The 22382-nt window shown below is 44.5% G+C and carries 24 protein-coding genes and 1 pseudogene; 12 read left to right on the forward strand and 13 right to left on the reverse strand.

Going from position 1 to position 22382, the window contains the following annotated elements:
- Window positions 1–14: 14 nt before the first annotated feature.
- Entirely contained in the window at window positions 15–626 is a 612-nt protein-coding gene (locus J7E37_RS07215) for a peroxiredoxin (RefSeq protein WP_251009527.1), read from the reverse strand.
- 114 nt (window positions 627–740) lie between these two features.
- Here J7E37_RS07215 and J7E37_RS07225 point away from each other — a divergent pair, with 114 nt between their 5' ends.
- Both J7E37_RS07225 and J7E37_RS07230 read left to right on the forward strand, forming a co-directional pair.
- Window positions 741–905: a hypothetical protein gene (locus J7E37_RS07225; protein WP_214735699.1), complete on the forward strand. Its 165-nt coding sequence runs from the start codon at window positions 741–743 to the stop codon at window positions 903–905.
- A gap of 127 nt (window positions 906–1032) precedes the next feature.
- Window positions 1033–1350: a YbjQ family protein gene (locus tag J7E37_RS07230; RefSeq protein WP_214735700.1), complete on the forward strand. Its 318-nt coding sequence runs from the start codon at window positions 1033–1035 to the stop codon at window positions 1348–1350.
- Between the two features lie 47 nt (window positions 1351–1397).
- On the opposite strand, the gene J7E37_RS07235 is transcribed toward J7E37_RS07230, so the two are convergent.
- The gene (locus tag J7E37_RS07235; RefSeq protein ID WP_214735749.1) at window positions 1398–1817 is read right to left on the reverse strand and encodes a GNAT family N-acetyltransferase; all 420 of its coding nucleotides are present in this window, start codon (window positions 1815–1817) and stop codon (window positions 1398–1400) included.
- Window positions 1818–1871: 54 nt separating this feature from the next.
- A pseudogene (locus J7E37_RS07240) lies at window positions 1872–2303 on the reverse strand (NUDIX hydrolase); the annotation flags it as partial.
- An 85-nt stretch (window positions 2304–2388) separates the two neighbouring features.
- Between J7E37_RS07240 and J7E37_RS07245 the strand changes: the two are divergent.
- A complete protein-coding gene (locus tag J7E37_RS07245) occupies window positions 2389–4485 on the forward strand; it encodes a DNA topoisomerase III (protein WP_215023263.1) in 2097 nt (698 codons plus the stop codon).
- A 334-nt stretch (window positions 4486–4819) separates the two neighbouring features.
- The gene (locus tag J7E37_RS07250) at window positions 4820–6088 is read left to right on the forward strand and encodes an MDR family MFS transporter (protein WP_214735702.1); all 1269 of its coding nucleotides are present in this window, start codon (window positions 4820–4822) and stop codon (window positions 6086–6088) included.
- Window positions 6089–6326: 238 nt separating this feature from the next.
- Here the strand turns inward: J7E37_RS07250 and J7E37_RS07255 are convergent, their stop codons facing one another.
- Window positions 6327–6722 (reverse strand): hypothetical protein, encoded by a 396-nt coding sequence (locus tag J7E37_RS07255; protein WP_214735703.1) that lies wholly within the window; start codon window positions 6720–6722, stop codon window positions 6327–6329.
- A 211-nt stretch (window positions 6723–6933) separates the two neighbouring features.
- On the opposite strand from J7E37_RS07255, the gene J7E37_RS07260 reads away from it, so the two are divergent.
- Together J7E37_RS07260 and J7E37_RS07265 are read left to right on the forward strand one after the other, a co-directional pair.
- Window positions 6934–8166, forward strand: coding sequence for an aminopeptidase (locus tag J7E37_RS07260; protein WP_215023264.1), 1233 nt, complete (start codon window positions 6934–6936; stop codon window positions 8164–8166).
- Window positions 8167–8672: 506 nt separating this feature from the next.
- Window positions 8673–8945 carry an acylphosphatase gene (locus J7E37_RS07265; RefSeq protein ID WP_192469644.1) on the forward strand — a complete coding sequence of 91 codons (273 nt, stop codon included), beginning with the start codon at window positions 8673–8675 and terminating at the stop codon, window positions 8943–8945.
- 40 nt (window positions 8946–8985) lie between these two features.
- Here J7E37_RS07265 and J7E37_RS07270 read toward each other — a convergent pair whose 3' ends face one another.
- Genes J7E37_RS07270 through J7E37_RS07280 form a run of 3 tightly spaced genes read right to left on the reverse strand, consistent with a single transcriptional unit; the run spans window position 8986 to window position 11216 of the window.
- Window positions 8986–10224, reverse strand: coding sequence for a hypothetical protein (locus J7E37_RS07270; RefSeq protein ID WP_215023266.1), 1239 nt, complete (start codon window positions 10222–10224; stop codon window positions 8986–8988).
- 12 nt (window positions 10225–10236) lie between these two features.
- Window positions 10237–10629 (reverse strand): DUF6114 domain-containing protein, encoded by a 393-nt coding sequence (locus J7E37_RS07275; RefSeq protein ID WP_215023268.1) that lies wholly within the window; start codon window positions 10627–10629, stop codon window positions 10237–10239.
- 14 nt (window positions 10630–10643) lie between these two features.
- Complete coding sequence (locus J7E37_RS07280; protein WP_214735707.1) at window positions 10644–11216, reverse strand: DUF6230 family protein; 573 nt, start codon at window positions 11214–11216, stop codon at window positions 10644–10646.
- Between the two features lie 207 nt (window positions 11217–11423).
- On the opposite strand from J7E37_RS07280, the gene J7E37_RS07285 reads away from it, so the two are divergent.
- The 3 genes from J7E37_RS07285 (at window position 11424) to J7E37_RS07295 (ending at window position 14541) form a co-directional block, all read left to right on the forward strand.
- Window positions 11424–12923, forward strand: coding sequence for a response regulator transcription factor (locus J7E37_RS07285; protein ID WP_215023270.1), 1500 nt, complete (start codon window positions 11424–11426; stop codon window positions 12921–12923).
- 98 nt (window positions 12924–13021) lie between these two features.
- Window positions 13022–13390 (forward strand): large-conductance mechanosensitive channel protein MscL, encoded by a 369-nt coding sequence (mscL, locus tag J7E37_RS07290; RefSeq protein WP_214735709.1) that lies wholly within the window; start codon window positions 13022–13024, stop codon window positions 13388–13390.
- A gap of 818 nt (window positions 13391–14208) precedes the next feature.
- On the forward strand, window positions 14209–14541 hold the full coding sequence (locus tag J7E37_RS07295) for a DUF3243 domain-containing protein (RefSeq protein WP_192469650.1): 333 nt from the start codon (window positions 14209–14211) through the stop codon (window positions 14539–14541).
- Between the two features lie 78 nt (window positions 14542–14619).
- On the opposite strand, the gene J7E37_RS07300 is transcribed toward J7E37_RS07295, so the two are convergent.
- Window positions 14620–15588 carry a magnesium transporter CorA family protein gene (locus tag J7E37_RS07300; protein ID WP_215023272.1) on the reverse strand — a complete coding sequence of 323 codons (969 nt, stop codon included), beginning with the start codon at window positions 15586–15588 and terminating at the stop codon, window positions 14620–14622.
- Window positions 15589–15741: 153 nt separating this feature from the next.
- On the opposite strand from J7E37_RS07300, the gene J7E37_RS07305 reads away from it, so the two are divergent.
- Window positions 15742–16005, forward strand: a complete 264-nt coding sequence (locus tag J7E37_RS07305) for a hypothetical protein (RefSeq protein ID WP_214735712.1) — start codon at window positions 15742–15744, stop codon at window positions 16003–16005.
- An 89-nt stretch (window positions 16006–16094) separates the two neighbouring features.
- Window positions 16095–16754 carry a TrkA C-terminal domain-containing protein gene (locus J7E37_RS07310; protein WP_214735713.1) on the forward strand — a complete coding sequence of 220 codons (660 nt, stop codon included), beginning with the start codon at window positions 16095–16097 and terminating at the stop codon, window positions 16752–16754.
- 14 nt (window positions 16755–16768) lie between these two features.
- Here J7E37_RS07310 and J7E37_RS07315 read toward each other — a convergent pair whose 3' ends face one another.
- From J7E37_RS07315 to J7E37_RS22220, 4 genes are all read right to left on the reverse strand, one after another.
- On the reverse strand, window positions 16769–17155 hold the full coding sequence (locus J7E37_RS07315; protein ID WP_251009548.1) for a DUF1284 domain-containing protein: 387 nt from the start codon (window positions 17153–17155) through the stop codon (window positions 16769–16771).
- A gap of 115 nt (window positions 17156–17270) precedes the next feature.
- The gene (locus J7E37_RS07320) at window positions 17271–18602 is read right to left on the reverse strand and encodes a polysaccharide biosynthesis protein (RefSeq protein ID WP_215023274.1); all 1332 of its coding nucleotides are present in this window, start codon (window positions 18600–18602) and stop codon (window positions 17271–17273) included.
- A 442-nt stretch (window positions 18603–19044) separates the two neighbouring features.
- Complete coding sequence (abc-f, locus tag J7E37_RS07325) at window positions 19045–20934, reverse strand: ribosomal protection-like ABC-F family protein (RefSeq protein WP_215023276.1); 1890 nt, start codon at window positions 20932–20934, stop codon at window positions 19045–19047.
- A 162-nt stretch (window positions 20935–21096) separates the two neighbouring features.
- Window positions 21097–21252, reverse strand: coding sequence for an RAxF-45 family protein (locus tag J7E37_RS22220; protein ID WP_285289108.1), 156 nt, complete (start codon window positions 21250–21252; stop codon window positions 21097–21099).
- Window positions 21253–21772: 520 nt separating this feature from the next.
- On the opposite strand from J7E37_RS22220, the gene J7E37_RS07330 reads away from it, so the two are divergent.
- The gene (locus J7E37_RS07330; RefSeq protein WP_192469657.1) at window positions 21773–21967 is read left to right on the forward strand and encodes a hypothetical protein; all 195 of its coding nucleotides are present in this window, start codon (window positions 21773–21775) and stop codon (window positions 21965–21967) included.
- Between the two features lie 222 nt (window positions 21968–22189).
- Here J7E37_RS07330 and J7E37_RS07335 read toward each other — a convergent pair whose 3' ends face one another.
- Window positions 22190–22372 (reverse strand): hypothetical protein, encoded by a 183-nt coding sequence (locus J7E37_RS07335; RefSeq protein ID WP_214780211.1) that lies wholly within the window; start codon window positions 22370–22372, stop codon window positions 22190–22192.
- Between the last annotated feature and the right edge of the window lie 10 nt (window positions 22373–22382).

Below are 22382 nucleotides of genomic sequence, written 5' to 3' on the forward strand. Positions count from 1 at the left end.
AGGACCTGCACGCATTAAATATTTCCTATATTTGATGGGTCTGTACTGACTCCTTGCTGGCCCGGCACCCAGTTCGCCGGCACACCTTTTCCTGTTTGTTTTGCATACTCGAAAGCCTGCAGCATCCTTACGTGCTCAGGAAGGTTGCGGCCGACATTTCCGGGATAAGTAAGCTTCGCTCTGATAATGCCACCGGGGTCGATGAAAACTGAAGTCCTGAAGCAGGCTCCAGTTGTCACATCTAGAACACGGTAAGCACGGCTGATTACCTGCGTCCTGTCGCTTACCATTGGATACGTAACATTTTTCAAAGAAGGAGAAGTCTCTTTAAAAACCTTGTGTGAATAAGCACTGTCAGTGCTGATTGCCAGCAATTCAGCACCCAGCGCTTTTATATAAGGGTATACAGCGGCGACCGCCGCCAGCTCTGTCGGTCAAACAAAGGTAAAATTACTTGGGTAGAAAAATAAGATGACCCACTTTCCCCGATAATCCTCAAGATTAATCTTCTTTATGTCACCATTGATCAATGCATCAGCTGTAAAAAGCGGGGCCTGGTCATCCCGGTTCGCACAAAAAACAGTCGGACATTCAACCAAATCCTCAGCGTACAATTTTTCATCCATTGCAGCCGCCCTCCTTTATTTAAATTTGTATCTATACAATCATATGCAGCTGATTTCTTATATTTCAGGTTCCAACAGGAAAAACTAGATTGAACAAGAAAGGAGGGTTCATGAATGAGCAGAGGCAAAGGGTTCAACCACAAGAAAAAAGGCCATCCAGGAGACCTGCCCTCAGGCGCATTAAAACCAAAGCGTCCTGAAACAGAGGCGCAGGAAGATGAGGAATTCCTAGTCGTCCAGGAGGCGTTCAAAAACCGTGTAGAGGAAGACGAAGCATAAATAATGGCTGGACCTGGCAAATAATAGCCGGGTTCTTTTTTTATTGAAACCTTTTTCCAGAGGGAATCGTATAAGTAGTTATTCACAGTTTTTTAACAGAATAACAAGAATTGGAGGAGGAATTAATATGATCGTAACTACAACTTCGACTTTGCAGGACAGGGAAATTGAGAAATATCTAGGGATAGTTTCTGGGGAAGCAATTATGGGAGCCAATGTCGTGCGCGACTTCCTTGCAAGTGTTACCGATGTGATTGGCGGCAGAAGTTCGGCCTATGAGAACAAGCTTGCCGAGGGCCGCGAAATTGCGATTCGAGAAATGGAAGATAAAGCCCGCCGCCTGGGTGCAAATGCCATAATTGGTGTCGACCTCGATTTTGAAACATTGCGGGAAGGCATGATGATGTGCATCGCTACAGGTACTGCGGTGTATATTAAAGAATAAAAGGTTAAGGGCCAGGCAGAGTGCCAGGCCCTTCTTCTTGCTTTGAATTAACCCTGTCGTTTTTTAAAATGGGCAAGTACAAGTCCGTTGCCTACAACTGAGTCATTCTGCCGCTTGAAGCCTAGTTTTTCATAAAGCTTTGTTGCCGGCTTGTTGTCTGCACCTGTTGAAACGAGCATTTCTGAGTATCCAATCTGTTCTAACTGAAAAATCAGCTTTTTGGCAATACCTCTGCGGAAAAAGTCAGGGTGAACCATCATCCGATGGATATCGATAACTTTCCCTTCTTTCTTAAAAGAGAGCGCCCCAGCAAGCCTGCCTTCCATATAATAGCCAATGAAGGTTTCTCCACAATCCTGAAGCTGCTCGAATGTTTCCTTTAACGGCGGGATTTCATCTGTGCCGATTAGATCTGCTTCTATTTTGTATGATTTTCTCTGCAGCTCCAGCACCTCGGCACACTCCATAATAACATTAAGATTGATATGCCTGAATTCAGGCAAGAATCCGCTGTCTTTTATTTTGTTTATAATCAGCTTTTGCCTTTCTGTTAACGAAGGCAGGCTGTTTAACGGGAAAAAGCGCAGGTCCTTGCTCTCCCCATCATTCATCTTCAGCTCGCCTTCCCAATACTCGCAGGCATACAAAGCGATCGCATTATATATCTCATCGCCATTAGGATATCGGAAATAGTATTCTTCCCCGGCAACCATTTCTAAAAATTTCAGCCTTTTTAAATGCAGACCTGTTTCCTCGAGTAATTCCCTGTGTGCCGTTTCCTGAAAGCTTTCTCCAGGCTCCATCGCCCCTCCCGGAATTCCCCACCTGCCTGTATCAGTCCTTAGCTGCAGCAATACTTCATATTCCCTATTGAAAACAAGCACAGCGGAACCGACCAGAATGAGAGGCCTGCTGCCAATAAGTGCGCGGATTTCTTTAATATAGTCGCTCATGGTCTCCCCCATTACAAAAAATCTCCTATTTCATTTATACTAAGTAAAGCATACGTAAAATTGTTGTGTTTTGAAAGGAGCAATCATGAAATCATTAGTACTTGCAGAAAAACCAAGTGTTGCCCGTGAACTCGCGCGTGTACTTGGCTGCAATAAAAGTCATAAAAGCTATTTCGAAGGAAATCAATATATCGTCACCTGGGCGCTCGGCCATTTGATTGAATTGAAAATGCCTGAGAATTACGACCCAAAATATAAGGTTTGGAAGCTTGAGGAGCTGCCGATCATCCCGGATAAAATGGGATTGAAGGTGATCAAGCAGACGAGCCACCAATACAAAGCCATTGAACACCTTGCTGAACGCAAGGATGTCGGTGAATTCATTATCGCCACCGACGCCGGTCGTGAGGGTGAGCTGGTCGCCAGGTGGATTCTCCAGCGCATCAACTGGAAGAAACCAATCAAGCGATTGTGGATTTCCTCACAGACGGACCGCGCCATCAAGGACGGTTTTAAAAACCTCAAGCCTGGCAAGCAGTATGAGGATTTGTATGAATCTGCTGTCTGCCGTGCAGAGGCTGACTGGCTGATTGGTTTGAATGTTTCAAGGGCATTGACAACGAAATTCAAGGACCCTTTATCTGCTGGCCGTGTCCAGACACCAACACTCGCCATGGTTCTGGAGCGCGAGGATGAAATCAATAAGTTCGTGCCTAAGGAATACTGGACACTCCAGGCGAAGGTCGGCTCTTTGAATGCTGAATGGGAGCATAATGGCGAAAAACGGATATTTTCAAAGGAAAAAGCAGAACAAATTCAAAAGAAGCTAACCAATAAGAAGGCTTTGCTGCAATCGATGGACCGCAAACAAAAATCAGAACCTCAGCCGCTTCCTTATGACCTGACGGAACTGCAGCGTGACGCCAATAAGCGTTTTGGCTTTTCGGCAAAGAAAACATCCAATGTCCTGCAGGGATTGTATGAACAGCATAAGCTCGTCACCTATCCGCGTACGGACTCGCGCTATTTGACGACCGATATGGAAGCGACAATGGCGGACCGCCTGCAGGGAATCATGTCCGGCTATCGTGACGAAGCGAAGCCTGCCCTTGCCCAAAAAGGAAAAGTTCAGGCGCGCCGGGTATTCAATAATGAAAAAGTAACCGACCACCATGCGATCATCCCGACAGAGGAGCGGCTTCACCTTGCCGATTTATCACCGGATGAACGGAAGCTGTATGATTTGATCGTCCGCCGATTCCTGGCTTTATTTTACCCGGCTTATCAGTATGAAGTAATCCATGCTAATTTCGATGTCGAAGGGGAATCACTGTCAGCTCGGGAAACGAACATCATGGAAATCGGCTTTAAAAAGGTACTCGGGAAAGACGAGGATGATGCAGGTACACAATCTTTGGGCCATCTTGAAAAAGGCAAGAGCTACTCAGTTGGCCAGATTAGCATGAATAAAAAAATGACCGAACCGCCGCTTCGATTGTCAGAATCGGATATCCTGGCAAAAATGGAGAAATTCGGGCTCGGCACTCCGGCAACGCGTGCGGAGATCATTGAGCGAATCATATCGTCAGAGGTCGTGGAAAGACAGAACGGCCGCCTGTATCCAACGAAAAAAGGCAAGCAGCTCATCGACCTGGTGAATGATGAACTGACTTCTCCTGAACTGACGGCAAAATGGGAAAAGGAGCTTGAAGAAATCGCCCGCGGAAAAGGCGATCCGAAGGCGTTCAAGAAACGGATCCGTGAACAGACGGCGCGCCTTGTTTCCGAAATCAAGACGAGCGATAAAACCTACCGCGCCCATAACCTGACAGGCTCGAAATGTCCTGAGTGCGGTGAATTCATGAAGGAACGCAAGACAAAGGAAGGACGCATCCTTGTCTGCTCAAGCCCCGAGTGCGGCTTCCGCAAGCATAAGGATCCAAAGCTTTCACAAAGACGCTGTCCTCAGTGCCATAAACGAATGGAAATCCACAACGGCAAGGCAGGCGCCTACTTCCAGTGCCGCCGCTGCAATGTCGTTGAAAAGGCAGAGGATAGAAAGAATAAAGGCGTATCCAAGCGTGAGGAACGAAAGCTGAAGGAAAAATACTCGCCATCCCAGGAAAACTTCGGCACCAGCCTCGGAGACTTGCTGAAGGCAGCAATGGAAGATAAAGATTAAAACTCTATAGTAATACCTAAAGCGGCCCTCGTGCCGCTTTTTTTAATCGATAGCATGTTGAACGCCAACTATTGAAAGATTAAACTTGTAAAAAATTCCTTGGGAGTAGTATGATATTCGTTGGTTGTCATTCAAATAGGCTCTTTTTTCGTAAACTTTTTTACTTTCTCAACCAAAAGTAAAAACCGGCACCTGGTTTTTACGAGTACTAAAGCAATCTTGATTCAAAGGTCTCCTCGGAAAGAGCCCCGACACCTTTTTTAGCGAGATTTTAGTATATGTCGAAAAGCAACAATCAATGCGAAAACAGCTTTTAGATAAAAGGAGTAACATCATGAGGATTAGGGATTGGGATCGAAACTTGAAGATTCGCTTGTTTGGCGAGGCTTTAATGAATATAACATTTTGGATGTTTTTCCCGTTTTTAACGATTTATTTTGCGGAAAGTTTCGGGAAGGGCAACGCGGGCTTCCTGCTCGTCTTATCCCAGGTCTTTTCGGTATTCGCCAATTTGATGGGCGGGTATACCGCCGACCGGTTCGGGCGCAAACGGATGATGGTGATTTCAGCTTTTGGCCAGGGAATTGCCTTTCTTGTTTTTGCCTATGCGGTTTCACCATGGTTCACCTCGCCGCTGCTCGGGTTCATCTGCTTTACGCTCGTCGGGATGTTCGGCTCCATTTACTGGCCGGCCAGCCAGGCGATGGTTGCGGACGTGGTCCCTGAAAAAGACCGCAGCAGTGTATTCGCGATTTTTTATACGCAGATCAATATTGCTGTTGTTGTCGGCCCGATTCTCGGAGCCATTTTTTATGTCAAGTACCGGTTTGAATTGATGATAGCGGTCGCAATCATCTCCATCCTGCTTGCGCTAGTCCTCGCAAAATGGACGCGTGAAACAGTACCTGCTTCAGCAAGGCAGGCACGTGCGGAAAATGGGAAATGGTATGACTTCCTTAAAGAGCAGATCGCTGATTACAAGGTCATTATCCAGGATAAGGTTTTTCTCATGTTCATTATCGCAGGGATTTTAGCGGCGCAAACATTCATGCAGCTTGATTTGCTATTCCCTGTTTACACAAAGGATACAGTGCATAATCAAACCGTTCTTGAACTTGGCAGCAAGGTATTCACCGTCAATGGCGAGCAGGCTTTCGGATTGATTCTTTCTGAAAATGGCTTGCTGGTAGCCCTCTTTACTGTCGTTGTAACAAGATGGGTGACCCGTTTCCGCGAACGAAACGTGTTTGTATTGTCCTCGCTCATTTATGCTGTGGCGATTTTGATGTTCGGTGCGACAAATTGGATTTGGGGCTTAATTGCAGCAATGGCTGTGTTCACGTTGGCTGAGCTGATGACAGCCGGGCTGCAGCAAACCTTCATTTCCAACCTGGCACCTGAACAAATGCGCGGCCAGTATTTTGCCGCCGCTTCATTGCGATATACGATAGGCAGGACGATTGCACCGATCAGCATCCCGCTCACTGTCTGGATCGGTTACGGCTGGACGTTCACCATCCTCAGCATTCTCGCCATTTTGAGCGCGGTACTGTTCTGGGTGATGTTCCGGATGTATGACAGTAAGAAGGCTGCCGGTGTTTGAGCGAAATTATTAAATTGAAATACGGATTTTAGTATGAATTTTGAGTTGGTCGATATATTTCAGAATGTGGTCGATATATTTGGATTTTCGCTGATTTATCGCAAAAAGTGGTCGATATATTTGGATTTTAGCCAATATATTAATTAGAAAGTACAAACATAGTATGATGAAGTCTATTAAAAATTCCAAACACATAAAAAATCCATGCAGAAGCGGATTCTGCATGGATTTTTATTTATTATTTCACCTTTGCCTCGCTATATTTAAAGGTCATGAACACAAATAGCAGGAAGCTGAGAAGCAAAGTTGATCCGCCGACGATATAAAACACCATGGTGAAAGTTTCTGGCAGCGGGAATGGTTTCACGTTATAAAGCCACATGCCCAGAGTCAAGCCGAAGCTCCCAATGATTGCTGTCCAGACATGAAATAATGCTAGTTTTGAAGTTCTGGGCACGACATAAGAACGGTAGTAACTTGAGAAAGCAAACAGACTAAGCCAGCCAACAACCAGTATATGTGCATGGACCGGGCGGATGGCATAACTGCCGGCACCAGCCATATGCGAACCGAGGAATGCCCCAATGAAAGCATAGATCGCTGATAACCGCAATAAAACTACATCAAATTTCATCTCTTAGTAACCTCCTATACCCCTTTTTATACCGCTCTATTTTACCCTACGCTGCTGCCTTGATGCTAGTTTGATAGGCTAGCAATTTTAGACAGGTAAAGAGCGTCCATTTCCGGCGCTATAATGTCTAGTTAAGTCGAATGACTTAAGTTTCTTTTTTCCTATAAAATCGTTACAATGTAAAAGAAGATTCAGAAAAGGAGCGAAATAAATGAGTGACTTTCAAACCAATTTAGAAAAATATGCGGACCTTGCTGTCAAGGTTGGCGTTAACATCCAGAAGGACCAAACGCTTGTCATCAATACAACGATTGACTCTGCAGAGTTTGTCCGTCTTGTTGTGAAAAAAGCGTACGAATCCGGCGCTAAAAATGTTGTAGTAAACTGGAATGATGATGTTGTGAACAGGACGAAGTACGACCTTGCACCAGATGAGGCGTTTGCGGAATATCCTGAATGGCGCGCACGCGAAGTAGAAGACCTTGCAGAGAACGGCGCTGCTTTCATGTCAATCGTTTCTTCTAGTCCTGACTTATTGAAAGGTGTGAAGTCTGAGCGCATCGCCAACTTCCAAAAAGCCGCTGGTACCGCACTTTCAAAATACCGTAAATACATACAGTCCGATAAAGTAAGCTGGACAGTCATTGCCGCTCCTTCTGAAGGATGGGCAAAAATGGTGTTCCCTGAGGAAACTGCGGAAACAGCTGTGCAGAAGCTTTGGGATGCAATTTTCAAAGCAGTCCGTGTGGATACACAAGATCCGGTTGCTGCATGGAAAGATCATGATGCTTCTCTTCATAAAAAGGTTGATTACCTGAACAGCAAGCGTTACAAGAAGCTTCACTATAAAGCACCAGGTACAGACCTGACAGTCGAGCTTCCTGAGAAGCACATTTGGGTTGGCGCTGGCAGCGTGAACGAGCAAGGACACGAGTTCATGGCAAATATGCCGACTGAAGAAGTCTTCTCAGTTCCGTTGAAAACTGGCGTGAACGGGTATGTTTCAAGCACTAAGCCGCTTAGCTACGGGGGAAACATCATCGACAACTTTAAGCTCACTTTTGAAAATGGAAAAATCGTCGGCGTTGAAGCAGAAGAAGGCGAAGAAATCCTGAAGCAGCTCGTGGCGACTGATGAAGGTTCACACTATCTTGGTGAGGTTGCCCTTGTACCATTCAACTCGCCGATTTCTCAATCAAATGTATTATTCTTCAACACATTGTTTGATGAAAACGCGTCAAACCACTTCGCAATCGGAAGTGCTTACGCATTCTGCGTAGAAGGCGGCAAGACGATGTCTTCAGAAGAACTGGCTGAAAACGGCCTGAACGAAAGCATCACGCACGTCGACTTCATGATCGGTTCCGATAAAATGGACATCGACGGCATCACAGCAGATGGATCTGCTGAGCCAGTGTTCCGCAATGGAGACTGGGCTTTGTAAGATTGGAAATGTGAAAGCAAACAGCCGGACATTTCACTCTGTTCGGCTGTTTTTTTACGTGTTCGGGAAATCTTTATTACAGAAGTGAGACCTGCTCCTGACAGCTCTTGCTCTTTTCCTCTCCAACCCGCCCGAACTTGGCTTTACTTCTGACAACTTTTACTCTAACCTCCTCAAACCTGTCTTAATTCAGGCGTTATTTTGACAGCTTTTCTGCTTTTGCATCCAATCTTGTCTTAATTCCTTCGTTTTCTTGACAGCTTTTCTGCTTTTGCAACCAAACCTGTTTTAGTCCAGAATTAACTCTGCCACCATATCCACCCCTTCTCCTTACTTGCCCAGTTTCTGCTGCCTGCTAGTTCGTTTCGAAACTACATTAACCAAAATATAAACTTCCTTTTCCCTTATGCACCAGATATCACTGTGCTATAATGAAGTTACCAAGCAATCATTACATATAACATTAGATATATTGTTAACCTATTTGTTTATCTGGGGGCGACGTCTTGATCCAATTACAAATTATTGTGACGGGTGAGGTTCAGGGTGTGGGGTATCGGTATTATACTCAAATGAAGGCGATCCAGTTTGGCATTACTGGCTGGGTGAAGAACCTGCAGGAGGGCGGCGTTGAAATCCTTGCTTCTGGTTCCAGACCTGACCTTGAAAAGTTCATCGATGAAGTACGGAGGGGCAATCCTTTCTCCACTGTTGACCATATTGAAGTGAACGAAACAGAGAAAACCGAAACCTATAAGTCATTCGCAATAAAATATTAAAAAGGCAGAGGAGCCATCCTCTGCCTTTGCTGTGTAAAAGTTAGAAATCAATTATAGAACCATCAGGCTCTTTTAAAATAGCCTCCCTCATCTTCTTCAGCTGTTCTTCCTCGCTTGGCTTCAATCCTAGAAGTGACAGAAGTCCGAGAGAATCGAGAAGCCCTTCTGTCCATTTTTCAAGCTGATCTGTCAACGTTGCGTCTGTCGGGCATAATTCATCTAGCATTTTGTTTTCGGCCAGCGCCTTATCGATCAATTCCAGTGCCAGCTCTTTTGTGATCTCGCCATTTGCAGCCTCCAGCTTTTCGCACGCTGTTTTGGCTGTTTCATCCATGGTCTCCTTCACCGGCTCAGCCACAGGCTCTGTCACTTTTTTTGCCGTGTCCGTCGTTTCCTTGGCGATCTCATTTACAGGTTCGGTCACTTTGCCGACTGTCTCTTCAACAGGAGATACTACCTTTTCAACTGTGTCTTTCAGTGGATCGCTCACCCCTTTTAGCGGGTCTGTCACCTTTCCGATTGTATCCTTGAGGGGATCGGTCACTTTGCCGATTAATCCATCAATCGGGTCCGTCACTTTCCCGATTGTTTCATCAAGCGGATCCGTTACTTCATCAAGCAAGTCATCGACTGGCTCGGTAACCCCCCCTATCATTTCCTCCACCCCATCCTCAGTAGCACCTTCGCAAGTTAGCGGAAGCTGGCCGCTGGTGATTTTCTCGATTTCCTTCTTCATCTGTCCAAAAGGCATTGCCCCAAGCTCCTGTAAAATTTCCAATTTGCCTGGCTTCTGTACTCCGCCATCACCATTTACTGTTTGGAGTTTTAACTGGTCGAGGCTGCTGTTTGCTGCATTCATGGAATGGGCGACCATCGTCACGCCTTCAAGAGCCGCATTCGGAATGATTTTTGCCGCGTGCACGCATGCTCCCTGGAATGAAATGGCGCTGGCATCGACCTGCATCCCTTTAATATGAACAGGGCCGCTTGCTTTCATTGTGAGGCTAACCGTCCCTCCCGAAGTCTTGAACTGTTTTGTCAGCCTCATGCCGTAAATCTTTGCTGAGTCGTAGGTGATCCGCAGCATTGGCCTAGCACTTGAGCCGGAGGTCTCGCCGACGATAATCATCGCTTTCATATTTTCGCCAACAACTCGGTCAGCCTGGATTATAAATCCCTCTGCATCAATGCCTGCTGCATTCGTTTTTTCAATAAAAGGGAAGAAGGACAATGCAGCTAGCTGAAGGCACATCACTACTAAAAATATTCGATTCTTCATTTCTTCTCCCCTTTATCCCGTTTTGGCTGGCTGCACAGCGGCATCCGCGACAGGTGCTCCTGCCGACTCTTCCGCAGGCACCATCCGCCATGCTGTCAGCAAGGCCCCGCCGATGATACCGAATATCGTTCCAAAAAGGAAGCCGCCCAGAGCGCCGATGACCGATAGTATGGATAAAAAGATGACGATGATGCCCAGCGCTTTAGAGGCACTCGGCAAAAAGAAGGACATCAGTCCCATCAGTGTGATCAGGCCGCCAAACAACAAGCCGATGACGGCTACCGATCCTGGAAGAAAGGTGCTTAGATAAAGATTCAATGGTACCCATAAAATCATCAGTCCGCTTAATACGGTCAAAATTGCTCCAAAAAAAGGCCTCGTGTGCCTCCATTTTTTAAAAACCATGCCTGTCACCTCGATTATTTCTTATCGATTTTTTCCACCGTCAATTTCATGCCAGCCATATTGATCGTTTCCTGGAATAAGTAATGAGTCTTCAATTTGGCATTTTCAAGGATAATTGTGCTCGATGTTTGCTGGAACTGTTTTGTCCAGTCCGTGCTGTTATTTTCTTCTAGCACAAGGTTTTGGAACTTGGCATTTGCTTCAATCAAGCCAGCATCATGCTGAAGTCCTGAAATCTGTACAGGTTTCGATGCCTGGATTTTAACGCGGATCCAGTCTCCGCCAACCTGAAAATCCTTGTATAATTGCAGATTGTCGATAGTCAGGGTTTTAATGATATTTGTACCTTGTGGAGCGGCGTCTGAACTGCTCGTTTCACCAAGTTTTGGGTAGAACTTGTAGCCTTCACCTTCAAGCTTATCGAACTCAACATAAAAATCTCCTACACCCGCAATCGGGACTGCATATGCGACACCTGATACACCGAACGACACCAGTAAGATTCCAAGCGCAAGAAGTCCAGCTGCCAGCGCACCCCAAAAAACCTTCTTATTCGTCTTGCTTTCCATTACGACAGCTCCGTTCAAGGAAGCCACCTCCATTAAAATATTTTTAAAATTCAAAATTAATTCTTGTTAATAACATATCCCCGAAAAATCAAGCCTACAACTCCGAAAAAAATCGTTAACAACGTGGTAACCCCGTTAAGTGTCGGGGTATAAAGAAGTGACGGACATAATTCTGAATTTTTAAACGAATGTTATTTTACCAGAATTTGAGAGTGAGGTTGCCTGATGGAACATAAGATTGAGGATTTGGCCATTAGAGGTTTATTTCTTTTAAAAGAATGCGAGAAACCGTTTCTTAAAGAATGGCTACATTTAAAGAAGGACATGAAAGCCTGGCAAAATAATCTTGTATCTGAATTTGAGAGCATGATTGTCTATGGCTTCAACAACCTTTCACGGACCACTTTTGAATCTTCAAATGATTTCATCCAGTTATTAGTCCTAAGGTGGCAAAAACGCCACCCTGAATTCGTCGATGATTTTGACGCCATCTTTCTGATCAGCGCAGTTGAGAACTTATTTCATAAAGCCTTAAAGAAAAGGAATGCTGGATTCCTCGAGCACCAGGCGGTACAGGTCTTTTTTACGAGAATTCTCGACAAGGTCCTGCGGACGCAGCAGCTGGAATACCAGGATGATAAATGGCTGAAGATGATGTTGAGCCTGCGTGCAGTTCCTAGTAACTGGCTTGCGGTCATCCGCAATGAAAAATCCCAATGCAAAGTAAACAAAATCGTTTGCGCCGATGACCTTTTGGTAAATGAACAGCTGGTCACCATATGCGAGGGGCTTCAAGCTGAGCATGCATCAGACCTGTCAGTGGCGCTTTCCAGATTGTTGTCACCAGGAGAGGAACATCCTCAAATTATCACGGTACCATGCCTGACGGAAACACTGTTAATCTGCGTGAAAGATAAAGCGGAGACTGTGACAGAGGCGCAAAAGGAAACTTTTCGAAAAATGTATCTGAAACAAATGAAGCTGAATCACCTGGAAAGTGAACTTGAGTGGAAGGATGCTACCCTTCTGTTCCAGCAGCGGCTGATCCGTTCCCAAAGCGCTTCGGAAGCTGTTAAAATGATTACCCAGGGCTTGGTTGATTACCTGCCATTTTCACGCTGCGCCCTGTTCATCTATTCCCCCGGGGAGCACAGCGGAGTCGGCGTTCATGCCTATAACGTCAATACAGGCTCTGTGCAGCACATCAAGGAGAGTATTGCCGAATTTCCGCTGCTTACGAAATACTTGAAGCAGTTCAGCCATTCCAAACCAATTTTTATCGAAGATGCAGCTGAAATTTTGCCTGTAAAATACGTCCATGATTATTGCCTGAAATCATTGGTTGTCCTGCCAATCTATGTGCCTGCTGAAAATAAACTGATTGGTCTTGCACTGCTTGACCGCGGAGAACACAAATCATTTACCGTCAACAACCAGACCCTGACCGCTCTTATCAAATTCGGACAATATGGCGGTGAATTGTTGAACCAGTACTATGAGGATGCCGTCCAGCTTTTCGGAGTCCAGCGTGCCGTACTGACTATCCGTGAACGAGAGGTGCTCAAGCTGATTGCCGAAGGTGCTTCCATCAATGAAGCTGCTGACGCACTCCACCTCAGTTCCTACACTGTGCGTGACTATATTTCAGCCATCATCCAAAAACTCGATGCGAAAAACCGGACCGATGCAGCCGTCAAAGCGTTGAAAATGAGGTTGATTCAGTAAAACTCGGGCCTGCTCCCCTGATGGGAGCAGGCCCTATTGCTTTTTGCCTCACAATCTCGCAGTATATATAAGATATAAACCTTAGGGGGAACATTAGGATGTGGAATGAATTCAAGAAATTCGCCTTTAAAGGCAATGTGCTGGATCTCGCTGTCGGAGTCATTATCGGGGCCGCATTTGGAAAAATCGTTTCATCGCTTGTCGATGACATTATCATGCCGATTGTAGGACTGGCTACTTTTGGCGCTGACTTTTCTGATCTTAAATACAAAGTAATAGCATATGGTTCGTTTCTTCAGGCCGTCGTCAACTTTTTCATCACCGCCTTTGCCATTTTCATCTTTGTGAGAATCATCAACCACTATCGAAAAAAAGAAGCGGCCAAGCCTGCAGCTCCTGTTCCTGATGTAAAAGAAGAGCTTTTAAAAGAAATCCGCGATCTTCTGAAGGAACAAAAACAAATCTAATCTTCCTATTATTGGATTTAATGCCAACTTTTAATTGAGTTTATTAAGTTTTCTGTGATTTCACGCGGGTATATGTATAGTGCAAGGCCAATACAAAACCTAGAAGGGACTGGTTAAAGTGCAAAACTTTACGGCGACTTCGGAATACGTCATTGGCTTAGCACCCGGAGGAAGATTTGCGTTGCTATCTCAAGGAACGCTGGTCTTGAATCGATGGACTTAACATCGATGGACCGCAATTTTTTGAATAGCTTGAGCAGGACACTCCTCTAAGTAAGTCCGCAGGATATGAGCAACGCCAATACTGGTTATGAAGGGACTGGTTAAGTTGAAAGACTTTACGGCGACTTCGGAATATGTCATTGGCTATGCAAGCGGAGGAAGATTCGCGCTGCTGTCTCAAGGCACGCTGGTCTTAAATCGATACATTTAAAATCGATTTACCCCAGAGCGCAAATTGAATAGCAACAACAGAATTACTCCTCCCATCGTCCGTATGTCGGACTCAAAAAAGGTGCAGGCCCAGCGGCCCGCACCTTTTTTGATTAAAGCTCTTTTCAACAAAAAATGAATTACAAAACAAAAAAAATTCGGCACCTGGAATTTTTTCTTTTTGATGTCTATTAAGATTAGTGAAAATTACTTTATCATAAGCGAAAAGAGCCCCAAAGTATCACCCCTCATCAGATATTCGCGCCAGGAAAAATTTATCTCTAGTATTTTCCCTTTTTTATCTAGTTCTGAATGTGCTCCTCCAGGTTTACTAGATTCGGCCATCAGGGTATTTAATATATATCTTTCACAAGGAGGTTTTTTACATGGAAAAAGACCATATGATTCATAAAGATGGCGAAGTCGATACTAGCAAGGTGGATGAGACCCTGGAACGGATGGATACGCAGCAGGCGGATGAGATCCTTGGGGATTTCAATGAGTTCAGGACTTATTTAAGCAAACGGATCAAGCTTGGCAAAACAGCGGGGCTTGATGAAGAGCAGCTTGCGAAAACGGCGGAAAAGGTTGCCGATTACCTTGCTGATAATGTCACACCGCGAAACAAAGAGGAGCAGCTGCTGCAGGAGCTTTGGAAGGTTGGCACAAAAGAACAACAGCATGCTCTTGCACATATGCTTGTAAAATTGGCTGAATAAAAGAATCGCCCGCTCTCCGGGCGATTTTTCTGTCCATGCTTTTATTTTTCTAAACACTAGGAAGCAGTTTATCGAACGTCATTCAAAGAATCTGTTCTTCTTTTTCACTTTCAGGATATCTCCAATCCAGCCTTTTTTCTTCAAATAATAGTATAGGCCTGCTGTTGTAGCGAATATTAACACACCGGCAAATACATAGCCGAATTTCCATTCAAGCTCCGGCATGAACTTGAAGTTCATTCCCCACACCGCTCCCCAAGCTGTTACTGGCGTAAACAGGATTGTTATGACAGTCAGGGTCTTAAAGATTTCATTTCCGCGATGGGTCGAGACGACTTCTTCTAATCTGATCATTGTATCGATTGCCTCCTGGTATTCTGTCAATAACATCCTGATGCGCTCTACACGGGTTTCAACGCGGTTGAATTCTGCCTGTTCGTGGACGCCTTTTCCATATGCCTCTTCTGCGATGAATTTTAACTCAACAATCGGAATAACTAGATTTTTCCATATCAGAAGCTCATGGCGATTTTCATAGATTCTCTCGAGGATTTCAAGGTTGTTCTGTTCCTTCATTTCCCATAATAATTCATGAAGTCGTTCTTCATAGGCATCGATCTTTTGCAAATAGCTCGCTAAAATTTTACCCAGGAGAATGAAAAAGCCTTCAACCGCATTTTCGGCCTGTTCCATCTGTTTGTGAACACCAATATCACTAACATCAAGTATGGAAAAGTCAAAATCCACCGTTATAAAGAAGTCTTCGCAGATGTAAAAATGAAAAATGTTTTTCTCTCCTTTCTCCTCGATATCCTGCTGATAAATAAGAGAGCCCCAAATGTACTCATCTCCCTTAGTCTCGGTATTCAGGTCAAGGAGATTTGCTTTGCGGTCTTTTATATTTTCTAACCATTCTCGTCTAGCGGGACTTTGTGAGATAAGCTCCTTTATCTTCTCCTCATCTTTCTGTTGGAAATCATACCATTTCCATCTTTTTTCATTAAATATATGTTTCAATGGTCTCAGACCTTTCATTATGTTTATCAACTAATTACTACTCTTCCCTTTATCAGCCAGCTTGAAACGATTCGTCTAATACTTGGCAAACCTACCATTTTAAAAATGTTTCTGAATTTTATAGAGAGGGTAAAAAAGAGTACAGACAAAAGCATAAACTAATCATTAATAGGAGGGGTAAATATGCAAGCAAAAGCAAAAAATGCAGTCATGTTAGGTGTAGGAGCCGCAGCATTATGGATGGCAATGAAGCCTGAAAATAAAGCAAAACTTACCGAGATGGCCACCCAGGTAAAAGAAAAAGTCATGCCATCCAAGACAGATGTGCTGCCAGTACAAAAAGCCGGCAACCCAGACCCAAATGATGTCGAAGACAACAAAATGGTCAGTGAAGGTTCTATGTACGGAGTGAACTATTACAACGAGAACTTACAAGAACAGCGATAAAAATGTCCGGGGAAAGCCTTCCCCGGTCTATTTTTGTTTAATTCACACCTCGTCGATCAATACTATATAGGGCGAGGGGGATGGAGGTTATGGGTATCCTATTCATTTTCATCTATCTGTTCATTGTTTTTACAGTGATTGAGATTAACACATCCATATTTGTGGCAACCGGCCTTGACCGGAAAATCGCCCGGTTCCAGGTCATTTCGATGCTAACGGGCACTGGATTCACGACCGGTGAATCCGAATTGATCATTGATCATCCTGTCAGAAGAAAACTGGGGGCTTTCCTGATTTTGTTTGGGGCATTCTCGCTGGCAGTCATCATCTCTGCTATAAGTAAGCTTTTATCTGATAGCTTTTATACCATGGAAATAGCCTATGTTGCTGTCGGACTTTTAGCATTGTTATTTATTTTAAAGGCGCCGACAGTACAAAAGAAGATCGGCCAAAAGATGAAAAGTGAATTAAAAGAGAATTACGAGTTAGCAGATTTGCCAATCAGTGATGTCCTTTTGATGGACGATGATGATGAGGTCAGGGAAATTGCTCTAAAAGAAGACTCCCGATATGCGGATAGGACGTTCGATGAAATTGTGGACAAAGAGGATGATGTCATGCTCCTATTCATCAAGAGAGGCGCAATCAATATCCGCAACAAAGCATATGATACCAAACTGGAGCCTGGCGATAAACTTATTTTATATGGCAACAACCCCCGGATAGAAGAAATATTTGAAGATGCCTGACCCGATGGTTTGGTTCATCCACCGCGAGTCAGGCATTTATTGTTTTCTCTGAGCTTGGCAATTCCTTCTTTGCACACTCCGTATTGCAGCCATGAACAGTTTTTGCAAAGCATATCAAGGTCATCTGGTTCAACCTTTTCCGCCGTCCACTGGACAAGCTCAGATTTTAGATAATGTTCTCCCGGTACCAGCCCCAGATGACGAATGACATTCCCATCCATCGTCAGCACATGTTCATTCGAACCCTCACTCGCCTCACAAATCTCAAGCCCCCTATGCGGACAAGACATGCATGCGTCATCAAACGCAGCGACCACCTTTATGTAAAAATCCTGCTCAGGGTCGCGTATATCTTTTACGATACTCTCCATCTTTTTCACAAATTCAGGGCTGTAGCCCATCCCCCGGAAACCATGCACACAGAGGAGATGGTGCCCGCGCAATACTTTTTCCACTTCATCACTCCTGAAAAATTAAGCTGTATAATTAATTCTGCGAAAGTTCTTTGTTTTCCTGTTAAAATCTCGAATCTTTAATCGGGCTCTTAGCCAGCCAGGTAATGCCGATTTTTTTGCAAATCGTCAGGTAGTGCAGCAGTAAGATGACCATACTCCCCGTATTCATTCCGACGATGACCCCTTCCATCCTCCATTCGGGTCTCGAGCCCAAGAGGTAAATAAGGGAAAAGGTAACAATCGTAGCATAAACAGAGTGAATAAAGGCGTCCTTCACCAATCCAAGTCCGATCAGATAAGCCTGCATCGGTATAGTAAAGTAGTGGAACAGGAAGTATGGCGCAAGCAGCTGCAAAAATACTGCTGCCTGCTTAGAATGAAAAAAAGTATTGGTCAGAGGCTCTGCCAGAAAGTAAAAAGCCGTTACAGCTGGCAATCCATAAAGCAATGTCAGCAGCATTACTTGCTGAAGCAGTTTTTGCAGCTTGAAGAACTCTTTTTCCGCATAAGCCTTCGATACAGTCGGAATCAGGATGATCAGGAACGAATGGGCTATAAACGCCGGGAAAAATCCAATCGTCATTGCGATTCCCGCCATCATCCCGAATTGTTCCGTTGCCATTTCGGATGATAACCCTGCACTGACAATCGCAAATTTTATCAAAAACGGCTGAACAGCATGTGTCAGCGAATGAAAAATTCTCAAGCCGGTCGTCGGCACGGAAACCTCCACCAGACTCTTTCTCACCTCTCGCCCGCTTACATGCTTACCCGGAACACTTTTAATCCTTTGGTAAGACATAACAAAGTAATGTAATAGATAAAGGAAGACAACGAGTTCGCTTCCCGCCAGTGTGCAAAAGGCAACAAGGAGAGCTGTTTCGCTCCCAAACTCAAAAAACTGAAAAACCGCTGAGAGCAGCAGGAGCTGAACAGCTCTTCTGATAAAATGGGAAATTGCGATTTTTCCCATATCCTGTTTTCCCATGAAAAATCCCCTGGCGATAGCGGATATTGTCATAACCGGTATCAGTGACAGGACGACCCATTTAAGCAGTGGGTGATAATCCTTGAACACAGGAATGATTGGAAGCACAAAAGCAGCCGCAATCAGCAAAATCGCAGTGAATACTACCGCCAGCCTGATGGCATGCTTGATCATGCTCCGGTGGTAAGACTCATCCCTCTCCGCGATCATTTTTGAAATCGACACCGGCAGCTCAAAGCTCGCGAGCATCATGATCAGGAAAATCGTCGGCAATATCGTCATGTAATGCCCCATCCCGCTTTCCCCAAGCTCCCTTGCGAGAATCATATTGACGAGGAACTCCACCACTTCTCCAAGAAAAGTAGCAACCACAAGGATAGACATCCCTTTTAAAAAAGTATTCATAGCTTCTCTCCCAATCCTGTCTCATTTACTCCTATAAACATATGAGACAAGTCCGGACAATATGAAAGGGTAAATTTTGAGGTGTATGCGTGAGTCATCTTCCACTGTTTGGCGAGTTTTCATAACAAGGATTACATTTCAATAGCGGAAAGTTTTATTTTTATAGCGATATTCTTATTATTTATACAGAGTTTCATTTTTTTATAGCGGTATTCTTATTCTTTATAGCTAATTTCTTATTTTAATAACGAGTTCCTTTTAAATATAGTGGAATTCTTATTTTTATAGCGAGTTTTCATTTTTTATAGCGGCTTTTTGTTTTTTATAGCGACTTTTCACTTTTTATAGCGACTTTCTCCTTTTTATAGCGAATTGGAAATTCCAGCATGTTTTTTCCAGTAAAATAAAGGAAGAACTGCTAATATAAGCAGTTCTTCAACTATCATGATATTTCCTCAAGCTTTGAATACAGCTGGTTTCGTTTTGACTCTAAAACTTCTTTTTCAGCATGAAGCTCCTGGAGCTTTGCGAGATCGGTCATTATGGCCATTTGCTGTTCAAGCTCGCCAATTGATTTTTCATGACTCTCGATTTCCTCAAACAGAGCTTCTTCATCTATAACAGCTTCCTTGACTGTTTCTTGCCTGATTGAATGCTTTACAGATTCCGCATGTGCAGGTGCTGCAGCCTCCCACAGCTTCCTCTTCTCCGCCATTTTCACTCTCGCCCGGTCATAATTGCCTTCTATTTCCGTCAGCTCTCCGCCCTCCAGCCAGTAAACCTTATCAAATAGCTTATTCAAGAAATAGCGATCATGGGAGACGGCCAGGAGCGTACCCTCGAACCCTGCCAGCGCTTCTTCCAGTACTTCTCGTGAATCGATATCCAGATGATTGGTTGGCTCATCTAGAATCAGGAAATTGAGATCCTGGTGCATCAACTGCGCGAGACGAAGCCTCATTCGTTCGCCGCCGCTCAGCTGGGAAACTTTCTTAAAGACATCCTGACCATAGAACAGGAAACCGGCGAGCACATTCCGGGCCTCTCCCTCATTCATGACTACCTCATTCCGGAACGCATCTAGCACGGTGCCGTCCTGGCTGGAAAGCTCCATATGCTGTGATAGGTAACCGATTTTGACATTGCTTCCGTTTCGGACTTCTCCTTGGTCAGGTGCAAGTTCACCCTGGACGAACTTCAGCAGCGTTGTTTTACCCGAACCATTTTCGCCGACAATCGCCGCACGGTCCTGATAGTGAAGCTGAAGATTAACCTTCGAGAAAAGTTGTCGATCTCCAAATGATTTATGCACATCTTTAAAAACGAGTACGTCCTTCCCGCTTCGCGCACCTGTATCCAGTTCGAAATTCATTTTCTTCCTGTTTAAAATCGGCCGGTCCAGCTTCTCCATCCTGGCGAGCGCTCTCTCCATGTTCGTCGCCCTTTTATGGAGAGCCGCACTTGGCGGGTTCGATCTATTCGCCCAGTCACGCAATCGCTTGATTGCCTCTTTCATTTTCTTGATTTTTCGCTGTTGCTCTTCAAATGCCTGGAATTCCCGCAGTAATTTCGCTTCTTTTTCCTTGATGAACCCGGAGTAATTGGCATGATAGAGGTCAATTTCTCCATCTTCAAGGTCGAGGATTTTTGTCGCTGTTTCATCAAGGAAATAACGGTCATGCGAGATAATCACAACGGTACCATCATATTCTTTCAGAAACTCAGCCAGCCACTCAGCCGCCATGATATCAAGGTGGTTTGTCGGCTCATCGAGAAGCAATAAATCTGGATTCTTCAGCAAACTCAGCCCCAGACCGACCTTCGTTTTCTCACCGCCGCTAAGGCTGTTAAAATTCGAATCAAGCATGCCCTCAATCTTCAAGCCGTTGGCAATGCGGTCAATATTTGCTTCCATTTCATAACCGCCTCCGAGAGTAAACTTCTCCTGGAGAACTCCGTATTTCGCCAGCAGCCTTTCAAGCTTATGCGAATCCTCGCCGGCTTCTGCCATCTTGGTTTCAAGCTGCTTCATCTCCGCCTGAACTTCAAGTAACTCGTCAAAGGCTGTTTCCAGAACTCCCCTGGCGGTTATCCTCTCCTCATAAACAGGAATCTGGGCCAGGTAGCCGATGTTCAAACCTTTTTTCCAATGTATCTTTCCTTGATCCGCTTCTTCCATGCCCGCGATCAGCTTCATCAACGTTGTCTTGCCGCAACCGTTGGGTCCGACCAGCCCAACCCTGTCCTTCTCGTTTATTTCAAAAGACAAATCTTCAAAAATCAGATTGCCTCCGTACATTTTGCTTATATGGTTAATACTGCAAGCTATCATCATTTTTCCCTCCTATTAACGATCCCCCTTTTCAGCTGACGCCGCCCGGTTTGTTTTAAAAGCACAAAAAAGCCAGGGGCAGATGGCTCTGCTCCTGGCTTCTGGATTCCTTGAATGCAAAGAGAGACTTAGCCTGCCCTCCACATTCACCGAAACATATTCCTAAGCGGGAAAAGAGATGATCCTACCGTTTGTATTTGATATTGAGCTGTTAAAAAAGGACATACGTATCCCATTGGCAGCTGCAACAGCAAATTTTGCACGACAAAAATAAAGGAATTCATTCCAAAATCCGCGTACAAAAACAGTCTTGATCATCTCTCCTCACCTCCGTTCAATAATAGTTAGGTTTATTTTACAATTCCATTATTATTTTAGCAAGTTTTTCCTGATTTGTTCCCGGTCTTATGATGAAATCGTAAAACCGGTAACATAAACAACGGATATGTTCCCGGTCTCATGATGGACCAGTAAAACCGGGCATATAAACAAAGGATATGTTCCCGGTTTTGGCGAGGAAAGGAACAACGGGCCACATATGTAAATGGCAGACTTCTTTCGCAAATCCCCTTGTTTCTGCTGATCACAATCCAATTGCCATATCCTATTTCAGCCACAATTTCTCCCCGTTAAAACCAACCAGTGCCAGCCACTGTTCCTGAGCGTTACTGCCTCATTCAATAACTTATCTCTGTTAATCACAGGTTTGATTAATTCCATGTCTGGTCTCTCACACTGACTTTTTTCAATTTTTCCCAGAACAATAATGTTGTATATAAAGCGTTTAAGCTAGCTTGGCTCACGGGTAAGGGATAACTAATGAAGGAGTGGGTGACAAATGCTGAGACAACTGGAACTTTCTGATTACCAGCTCTGGATGTGTAAAAAGATAAAGGAAAAGTTAGCTGAAAAGCATGACTATATAAATAGCGCTTCCCGTTATCCAAATGAGTTTGAGGAACGGGAAGTCATATCCATAGCGCTAAGCGAAATGCTTATGAAATTAGATGTAATCGACAAAAAAGCGAATTAGATTAGCGGGGGCCATTGGCCTCTTTTTTGTTGGCTGTTTTCGGAAAGATTTTTGTTGAAATCCTAAAGCCGATTTCAACGTAATATATGGCCATTTTGCAGGTCGGTATTAAGTTTGCACGCTCTTTTCTCACAAAAGAGTCAACTTTGCGAAGAAAAATAGGTCATTCCATCCTATTTTGTAGACAATAGCAACAAAGTTTGAGAAAAGAGCCTTTTTGTTTTATTGATCAAAATGATCCTGAGTTGAATCCTTCCTTCTCAACTCCGTGAGGATCTCCGTCAACAATGCTTCCTGTCTTTTTGTGCTGGTGACCAGCATGACAAAAAGGACTATTAAAACGATAGGCAGACCGATTGAAAGCAATATCCCAAACAGGCCAAACAAACCAAAAAACGGCTCCATACAGTGCACC

Origin of the sequence: Bacillus sp. ISL-39 (assembly GCF_018613295.1) — a bacterium.
Lineage (GTDB): Bacteria > Bacillota > Bacilli > Bacillales > Cytobacillaceae > Mesobacillus.

What these genes read in the sequence shown, in the direction of transcription:
- J7E37_RS07225 (WP_214735699.1), top strand. Translation starts at nt 741, where the DNA reads ATGAGCAGAGGCAAAGGGTTCAACCACAAGAAAAAAGGCCATCCAGGA.
- J7E37_RS07230 (WP_214735700.1), top strand. Translation starts at nt 1,033, where the DNA reads ATGATCGTAACTACAACTTCGACTTTGCAGGACAGGGAAATTGAGAAA.
- J7E37_RS07235 (WP_214735749.1), bottom strand. Translation starts at nt 1,817, where the DNA reads ATGGAGTGTGCCGAGGTGCTGGAGCTGCAGAGAAAATCATACAAAATA.
- J7E37_RS07245 (WP_215023263.1), top strand. Translation starts at nt 2,389, where the DNA reads ATGAAATCATTAGTACTTGCAGAAAAACCAAGTGTTGCCCGTGAACTC.
- J7E37_RS07250 (WP_214735702.1), top strand. Translation starts at nt 4,820, where the DNA reads ATGAGGATTAGGGATTGGGATCGAAACTTGAAGATTCGCTTGTTTGGC.
- J7E37_RS07255 (WP_214735703.1), bottom strand. Translation starts at nt 6,722, where the DNA reads ATGAAATTTGATGTAGTTTTATTGCGGTTATCAGCGATCTATGCTTTC.
- J7E37_RS07260 (WP_215023264.1), top strand. Translation starts at nt 6,934, where the DNA reads ATGAGTGACTTTCAAACCAATTTAGAAAAATATGCGGACCTTGCTGTC.
- J7E37_RS07270 (WP_215023266.1), bottom strand. Translation starts at nt 10,224, where the DNA reads ATGAAGAATCGAATATTTTTAGTAGTGATGTGCCTTCAGCTAGCTGCA.
- J7E37_RS07275 (WP_215023268.1), bottom strand. Translation starts at nt 10,629, where the DNA reads ATGGTTTTTAAAAAATGGAGGCACACGAGGCCTTTTTTTGGAGCAATT.
- J7E37_RS07285 (WP_215023270.1), top strand. Translation starts at nt 11,424, where the DNA reads ATGGAACATAAGATTGAGGATTTGGCCATTAGAGGTTTATTTCTTTTA.
- mscL (WP_214735709.1), top strand. Translation starts at nt 13,022, where the DNA reads ATGTGGAATGAATTCAAGAAATTCGCCTTTAAAGGCAATGTGCTGGAT.
- J7E37_RS07295 (WP_192469650.1), top strand. Translation starts at nt 14,209, where the DNA reads ATGGAAAAAGACCATATGATTCATAAAGATGGCGAAGTCGATACTAGC.
- J7E37_RS07305 (WP_214735712.1), top strand. Translation starts at nt 15,742, where the DNA reads ATGCAAGCAAAAGCAAAAAATGCAGTCATGTTAGGTGTAGGAGCCGCA.
- J7E37_RS07310 (WP_214735713.1), top strand. Translation starts at nt 16,095, where the DNA reads ATGGGTATCCTATTCATTTTCATCTATCTGTTCATTGTTTTTACAGTG.
- J7E37_RS07315 (WP_251009548.1), bottom strand. Translation starts at nt 17,155, where the DNA reads ATGGGCTACAGCCCTGAATTTGTGAAAAAGATGGAGAGTATCGTAAAA.
- J7E37_RS07320 (WP_215023274.1), bottom strand. Translation starts at nt 18,602, where the DNA reads ATGAATACTTTTTTAAAAGGGATGTCTATCCTTGTGGTTGCTACTTTT.
- abc-f (WP_215023276.1), bottom strand. Translation starts at nt 20,934, where the DNA reads ATGATAGCTTGCAGTATTAACCATATAAGCAAAATGTACGGAGGCAAT.
- J7E37_RS22220 (WP_285289108.1), bottom strand. Translation starts at nt 21,252, where the DNA reads ATGATCAAGACTGTTTTTGTACGCGGATTTTGGAATGAATTCCTTTAT.
- J7E37_RS07330 (WP_192469657.1), top strand. Translation starts at nt 21,773, where the DNA reads ATGCTGAGACAACTGGAACTTTCTGATTACCAGCTCTGGATGTGTAAA.
- J7E37_RS07335 (WP_214780211.1), bottom strand. Translation starts at nt 22,372, where the DNA reads ATGGAGCCGTTTTTTGGTTTGTTTGGCCTGTTTGGGATATTGCTTTCA.